At 66.7% G+C, this 2883-nt stretch carries 2 protein-coding genes and 1 pseudogene; all 3 read left to right on the top strand.

Annotation, left to right across the window (positions count from 1 at the left end):
* On the top strand, nt 1-976 hold a 976-nt coding region (locus tag RMO30_RS05565), incomplete at its 5' end, for an MFS transporter (RefSeq protein WP_309710551.1).
* 297 nt (nt 977-1273) lie between these two features.
* Nucleotides 1274-2536, top strand: coding sequence for an extracellular solute-binding protein (locus RMO30_RS05560; protein WP_397427897.1), 1263 nt, complete (start codon nt 1274-1276; stop codon nt 2534-2536).
* Between the two features lie 87 nt (nt 2537-2623).
* A pseudogene (locus RMO30_RS05555) lies at nt 2624-2883 on the top strand (sugar ABC transporter permease); the annotation flags it as partial.

The following is a 2883-nucleotide window of genomic DNA, read 5'->3' as shown; positions in this document are numbered from 1 at the left end:
GGGCTTCGGGATGTTCGGGGCGATGATGACGCTCCCCCTCTACCTCCAACTGGTCAACGGTGCGACTCCGACCGAGAGTGGCTTCCTGCTGCTGCCGATGATCCTGGGGCTCATGATCTCGTCGGTCGTGAGCGGTCAGATCATCTCGCGCACGGGCCGCTACCGCGTGTTTCCGACGATCGGGTCGGGCTTCATGGCTGCCGGGTTCCTGTGGTTCACCTTCGCCGCAGCGGATCGGCCGGTCTGGTTCATGATGGTCGGGATGCTGCTGATCGGGCTCGGGCTCGGTCAGGCCATGCAGACGCTCACCATCGCGAGCCAGAACTCCGTCGGTCCGCGTGAGATCGGGGTCGCCACGAGTTCGGCGACGTTTTTCCGACAGATCGGCGGAACCCTCGGGGTCGCCATCCTGTTCTCGGTGCTGTTCTCGCGCATCCCCGACACGATCCTGGCGGCGTTCGGTCGCACCGACATTCTGCGTGCAGCCCTCGACGCCGCGCTCGACCCCGCCGTCGCGACCGCGCCGCAGAACGCCGAGATCATGGATCATGTCTACGACGGAATCGTCGACCCCGTGATCCAGCAGTTGCCGACGGGCATCGACCTCGCCGACGAGCAGGTGCGTTCGGGCGTGCTCGACACCCTCGTCCCGCAGCTGCAGGACGCGCTCAGCGGAGCGGGCGGGAGCCCCGTCGGCGCGAGCCTCGAGGGTGACACCTCGTTCCTAACGGGGGCCGATCCCCGGTTGAGCGCGCCGTTCCTCGAGGGCTTCGCGAGCGCGGCCGTCACCGTCTATGTCGTGTGTCTCGCCGTCGTGCTCGTCGCGTTCGTGCTGAGCTTCTTCTTGAAGGCTCCGCCGCTGCGCACGAAGTCGGCGATCGAGGAGGTCGCTGACGCCGACGCCGCGCTCGCGGCGCAGCTCGCCGCCGGAGGCGACCCGGAGCCCGCGATTTCGGCTCCTTTGCCAAACCGATAACTGCGGGTCGATCAGGAAGATCGCCTCCGGCGGCCTGACCGACATCGTCGCGCCAAGGACCGACGCCAGAAGTTTTCTTGAGCGTCACCAGCCCCGTCGCGCCCCGTGTATCAGGGGATCTGCGCGGGGCAAGCGTTTACAGCAGTAGGAGCGCTCCCAACTCGCGCTTGACAGTCGTCGAGCGACGTCCCTAGTCTGTGCACCAATCCCGTGAGAGGGCTCCCACGACATGGAGTGAGAGCGCTCTCCTCCGCTGACGGGGTCGGGACCACCATCCATCTGCACACACACAAAGGAGTGACCGTGAGAACTTCACGACGCAAAATGGCCGCGGCAATCGCCGGTGCCGCCACCCTCGCCCTCGTCGCGACCGGATGCACGGGAGGAGGTGGAACCGACTCCGACGAGCCGGTGACCCTCACCCTCGCGACGTTCAACGACTTCGGCTACACCGACGAGCTGCTCGCCGAGTTCACCGCCGAGACCGGCATCGAGGTCGTGCACAACAAGGCCGCGACGTCGAACGACGCCCGGGCCAACTACTTCCAGAAGCTCGGCAACTCGGGCCTCGCCGACGTCGAGGCGGTCGAGATCGACTGGTTTACCGAGGCCATGCAGTACGCCGACCTCCTCGCGCCGGTTCCTGCCGACCTTCAGGGCCGCTGGCTCGACTGGAAGGAAGCCTCCGCGACCGACTCTGCCGGCAACCTCATCGCGTACGGCACCGACATCGGCCCGCAGGGCATCTGCTACCGCGCCGACCTGTTCGGCGCGGCCGGTCTGCCGACCGACCGCGGCGAGGTCGCCGCGCTGTTCGATGGCGACTGGGACAACTTCTTCCAGATCGGCGCCGACTACACGGCCGCCACGGGCAAGCCGTTCATCGACTCGGCCAACTCCGTGCTCCAGGGCATGGTGAACCAGCTCGAAATCGCGTACGAGGAGACCGACGGCTCGATCGTCGCGACCGAGAACGCTGACATCCAGGCGGCGTACGAGGCCGTGACCTCAAAGGCCGTTCCGATCGCAGCCTACTCGGGCCAGTGGAGCGAGGACTGGTTCGCCTCCCTCGCCAGCGGCGAGTTCGCCGTGATGCTCTGCCCCGGCTGGATGCTCGGTGTCATCTCGGGCAACGCGGCCGAGACCACGGGCTGGGACATCGCTGACGCGTTCCCCGGCGGCGGCGGAAACTGGGGCGGTTCGTACCTGACCGTTCCGGCCAACGGCGCCAACGTGGAGGCCGCGAGCGAGCTCGCTGCCTGGCTGACCTCGCCCGAGACCCAGATGAAGGCGTTCGCCAACGCGGGCACCTTCCCGAGCCAGGTCGAGGCGCTTGCCAGCGACGAGCTCGCTGCGGCGACGAACGAGTACTTCAACAACGCCCCCACCGGTGAGATCCTCACCGCCCGCGCCGAGGCCATCACGGTCGCGACGTTCAAGGGACCGCAGTACTTCCAGTTCCACGACGCTCTGCAGAACGCCGTGACCCGCGTGTTCGACGGTCTCGAAGACGCCGACACCAGCTGGAACACCTGGGTGACCGAGGTTTCGGCCTTCTAATTCACCACTGAGGGGTGCGGGCCGACGGCTCGGTTCGCACCCCTCTCCCGTTCACCCCTCCGGTCCCACGCACCTGAAAGCCACGCCATGAGCACCTCGACGAAGAGCCGCCCGCCGGTTAGGGTCATCTCGTTCTCGCACCGGTTGAGCCGGTGGGACCTCAAGTTCTCGCCCTACCTCTACATCTCGCCGTTCTTCCTGATGTTTCTGGTCGTCGGCCTCTTCCCCATCATCTTCACCGCGGTGATCTCCTTCCAGGACTGGGATCTCGTGCGCGGCAGCGGGCAGTTCGTCGGCTTCGATCAGTACCTCTGGATCCTGCAGCAGCCCCACTTCTGGACCGCCCT

Origin of the sequence: Pseudolysinimonas sp., from assembly GCF_031389465.1 — a bacterium.
Lineage (GTDB): Bacteria > Actinomycetota > Actinomycetes > Actinomycetales > Microbacteriaceae > Pseudolysinimonas_A.
Note: the sequence above shows the minus strand (reverse complement) of the source record. Positions and strands in the feature narration are given on the sequence as shown.